At 57.6% G+C, this 3,836-nt stretch carries 5 protein-coding genes; all 5 read left to right on the plus strand.

Translation table 11 applies throughout. From position 1 onward, the window contains the following. Positions 1 to 207, plus strand: a 207-nt coding sequence (gene tnpB, locus GZ093_RS20475) for an IS66 family insertion sequence element accessory protein TnpB (RefSeq protein ID WP_296489552.1), incomplete at its 5' end; no start/stop codon positions are given. Between the two features lie 21 nt (positions 208 to 228). Next, positions 229 to 540, plus strand: coding sequence for a hypothetical protein (locus GZ093_RS20480; protein WP_296489554.1), 312 nt, complete (start codon positions 229 to 231; stop codon positions 538 to 540). A gap of 118 nt (positions 541 to 658) precedes the next feature. Then, complete coding sequence (istA, locus tag GZ093_RS20485) at positions 659 to 2,293, plus strand: IS21 family transposase (RefSeq protein WP_296489555.1); 1,635 nt, start codon at positions 659 to 661, stop codon at positions 2,291 to 2,293. Positions 2,294 to 2,352: 59 nt separating this feature from the next. After that, positions 2,353 to 3,150 carry an IS21-like element helper ATPase IstB gene (istB, locus tag GZ093_RS20490; RefSeq protein ID WP_296489557.1) on the plus strand — a complete coding sequence of 266 codons (798 nt, stop codon included), beginning with the start codon at positions 2,353 to 2,355 and terminating at the stop codon, positions 3,148 to 3,150. A 55-nt stretch (positions 3,151 to 3,205) separates the two neighbouring features. Beyond that, a complete protein-coding gene (locus GZ093_RS20495; RefSeq protein WP_296489558.1) occupies positions 3,206 to 3,496 on the plus strand; it encodes a hypothetical protein in 291 nt (96 codons plus the stop codon). The last annotated feature ends 340 nt before the right edge of the window (positions 3,497 to 3,836 follow it).

Raw genomic sequence — 3,836 nt, forward strand, 5'->3', positions numbered from 1 at the left:
CACACCCAGCTCAAAGCCCTGTACTGGCACCGCAATGGATTTTGCTTGTGGCAAAAGCGTTTGGAGGCCGATAAATTCGCCTGGCCGGTGGATGAAAAAGCGGCCACTGCGAGCTGTAGTTTGCAAGAATTTGGCTGGCTCTTGGAGGGCTTTGATTTGACTAAAAATAAACCCCATAAAACGCTCAATTTTGCCCGTGTTTCATAGGGGAAACGGCTAAAATACAGCATGTCTTTTAGCTCCTTGGAAACTACCTTTTCTCCATTGAAAATCGTCTTTCCAAAGCCGTCCGAAGTCGTTGTTTTGCCGACCACAAAAGACACCCTTGAAGCACTGCTGACAGGCACCCAAGCGGCATGCGAAAAAGCTTGCCAAGAGGCTTATCAGGTGGCCGTTCAGAGCATCCGGCTGCAAGCCCATGAATACATCATCCGCATGCTTGAGTGGGTATTCCGGTCGAGCGTGACCGGTGATTCCGGTGATCGTGACCGATATCATTTTAGGAGCATGAAATCGGGATTCCGGTCTCGTGACCGATGATTCCGGCGATCGTGACCGGCCATTTCGGTGATCGTGACCGGTAGTTGTCTGCTTGGCAGATCACAGCGCAAACCTCATCCACCCGGGCTAGTCTCGCGGGCTCTAACCAGGAACCCCGATGCCGACCCAACCAATGAAGATGCGCATGATCAAAGAAGCACTACGCTACAACCTCGAACTCGGCCACTCGCTTGAACGCTGTGCCCGAGCCCTCAACATCTCCAAAGGCGTTGTCGCCAAATACGTCGCTTTGGCCAAAGCAGCAGCCCTTGATTGGGCGCAGATTGCCGCCATGACAGAGGTCGATCTGCAAGCTCGACTTCAGCAGGTCAAACCCAAAGCAAGCCAAAGCGCAGTTCAACTTGCCACCGCGCAGGTCTGTAACGGCAGTAACGGCAATAGCAGCAGTAACGCCCGCGATGCCACACTGTGTGATGGGCCAATCCCCACCAGCGGCCCTTTCGTACAACCCGACTACGCCCAAATGCACCGCGAGCTCAGTCGCAAAGGCATGACCCTGATGCTGCTGTGGCAAGAACACCAAGCCAATCATTTGCTTGAGCGCACCCACCAGTATTCCCAATACTGCGAGAACTACCGGCGTTGGGCCAAAACCCTCAAACGCTCCATGCGCCAAATCCACAAAGCCGGTGAGAAACTGTTCGTCGACTTTGCCGGCCCCACCATTGGCTTGACCGATGGCAGCCGTGCCCACATCTTTGTCTCAAGCATGGGCGCATCAGGCTACACCTTTGCGTTGGCCACCGGTGCTGAGAAGACGGCTGACTGGATTGAGGGCATGGTTGGCTCACTGCACTACATGGGCTGTGTCTGCGCGTTGATCGTGCCCGATAACCCACGCGCCGTCATTGCGGTGCCAGATCGCTACGAGCCACGCGTCAATGACAGCGTGCTCGACTTTGCCAGGCACTACGGCCTATCTGTCCTGCCAGCGCGCCCGATTTGCCCACAAGACAAGGCCAAAGCCGAGTCGGCGGTCCAAGTGGTTGAGCGCTGGATCATGGCCAGACTGCGCCGCACATCGTTTGCCAGCGTGGACGAAGTCAACCAGGCTATTGCGCCGCTGCTGGCCGACCTCAACGCGCGGCCCTTTCAAAAGCTGCCCGGCTCACGCCTGAGCGTCTTCGCGCAAGTGGATGCCCCAGCCATGCAGGCACTGCCGCAGCAACGCTACGAGATGGCCACCTTCAAAACGGTACGCGTCCACATTGACTATCACGTCCAAGTTGATCGCCATTACTACAGCGTGCCACACCTACTGATCGGACAAAGCCTGGATGCACGCATCACCAAGCATTGTGTCGAACTGCTGCACCGCGGCCAGCGCGTGGCCGCACACGAGCGCAGTGACAGGGTCGGTGGCTTCACCACGGTGCAGGCGCACATGCCAGCGGCCCACCTGGCCCACCGGGACTGGACCCCGCAGCGACTCATTGACTGGGGTCTGTCCATTGGTGTGGCCACGGGCGGCTTGATCCAGAAATCGCTGGCGCAATTCAAACACCCCGAGCAAGCCTACCGCTCCAGTCTTGGACTGCTGAGTTTGAGCAAGCGTTATGGCAAAGACCGCCTGGAAGTGGCTTGTGCACTAGCCCTGAGCCTGGGCAGCTGCAAATACCAGCATGTCAAAGACATCCTGGTCAGTGGGCGCGATCAGATTAAACCGACTGTTACTGAGCCGTGGATCAGTCCGTCGCATGACCACATACGTGGCGCGGGGTATTACCAATGAAAGCGCTCGCGGCTCAATACAGCAACCCAAACCATTGATAAAACCGAGACCCCCACACCATGATGACCCAACAAACCCTGACCCAATTGCGCAGCCTCAAACTCAGTGGCATGGCAGATGCACTGCAAGAGCAGATGGCCCAACCCAACATGAGCGCCCTGAGCTTTGAGGAGCGTTTAGGCCTGCTGGTGCAGCAGGAGGTGGCCAGTCGCGATGACCGGCGCCGAACCCGGCTGCTGAGCCTGGCGCACCTGAAGTATCCGCAGGCCGCCATAGAGGATGTCGACACCCGCGTCGGGCGCGGTATCGAGCGCAGTCAGATCACCAGCTTGGCACTGGGCGACTGGATCAAGACCGGCCACACCGTGATCATCACCGGCTCCACTGGTACCGGTAAGACTTGGCTGGCCTGTGCGCTGGGACAGTACGCCTGCAGGCGTGGTCACACCGTTACGTACCTGCGCACGCCCAGACTGGCTGAGGAATTGCGGGTGCTCCACGGTGCTGGCAGCTTTGGCAAATGGTTGTTGCAACTGGCCAAGACTGATGTGCTTATCCTCGATGATTGGGGACTGGCAGCACTCGATGCAAGTACTCGGGCGGACCTGCTTGAGGTGATTGATGACCGAGCTGCCAACCGGGGCACGATCATCACCAGCCAATTGCCCGTAGAGCACTGGCATGGCTGGATCGGGGATGTGACGATTGCGGACGCGATGCTGGACCGGCTGCTGGAGCGCACGCACCGGATCACGCTCAAGGGGGAGAAATCGCTGCGCAGTGCGGGCAACAAGTCAGACCCGAAGTCCACCGCAGTGGCTGCCAGCGCCGCAACAGCCAATGGTGGGGTGCTGTGATGGCGAGCACCAAACAGCACTTAAATTCGTTACGCAGTAACGCTTGGAGCGTGTCATGGCGATGAGCAATGCACAGCGGCAAGCGGCCTATCGGGCGCGGCATTTAAAGAGCGAGGATGTGCAGGGTCAGCGTCTCAATCTGATGATTGACCTGCATGCCAAATGTGCATTGGAGCGTCTGGCGCTCTGTTACGGCGTAACGCAGCGCGCGCTGCTGCAAACGTTGCTGATACAGGCCCAACGTGCGGTGATCCAACGCATTGATGCCATGCCTGAACTTCCCCGTGGGGTCGATCAATACTATGACAAATGCTTGCCCGTCGTTTTAGAAAACGTTACTGCGTAACGTACCCCAGCACCGCTGCTGTGCAAGTTCTGCTTGCTGGATAAGTGGGGGGTCGAAGTGGATATGTGGACAAGCTTGCAAAACGCCCAGCTTGACCACATGCCCACGTCTCCCACCCCACTTACCCACAAGGGCTATGCCTTCGGCCTGACGCGCTTCGCTTTGCCGAACAGCCTTTTAAAAGCAGTCAAAAATCCCCAATGCCAAGCCAGAAAACCAGGGGCAGACGCGCCAAACTCCAAAAACCTACAATTCCCGCTGCACTGTGATTTGCCGGCAAAAACCATCGGTCACGCTCGACCGGAATGACCGGTCACGATACCGGAATCATCGGTCACGA

Origin of the sequence: Rhodoferax sp., assembly GCF_010365055.1 — a bacterium.
Taxonomy (GTDB): domain Bacteria; phylum Pseudomonadota; class Gammaproteobacteria; order Burkholderiales; family Burkholderiaceae_C; genus Rhodoferax.

Coding starts and splice junctions, on each gene's coding strand:
- istA (WP_296489555.1), top strand. CDS start 659: ATGCCGACCCAACCAATGAAGATGCGCATGATCAAAGAAGCACTACGC.
- GZ093_RS20480 (WP_296489554.1), top strand. CDS start 229: ATGTCTTTTAGCTCCTTGGAAACTACCTTTTCTCCATTGAAAATCGTC.
- GZ093_RS20495 (WP_296489558.1), top strand. CDS start 3,206: ATGGCGATGAGCAATGCACAGCGGCAAGCGGCCTATCGGGCGCGGCAT.
- istB (WP_296489557.1), top strand. CDS start 2,353: ATGATGACCCAACAAACCCTGACCCAATTGCGCAGCCTCAAACTCAGT.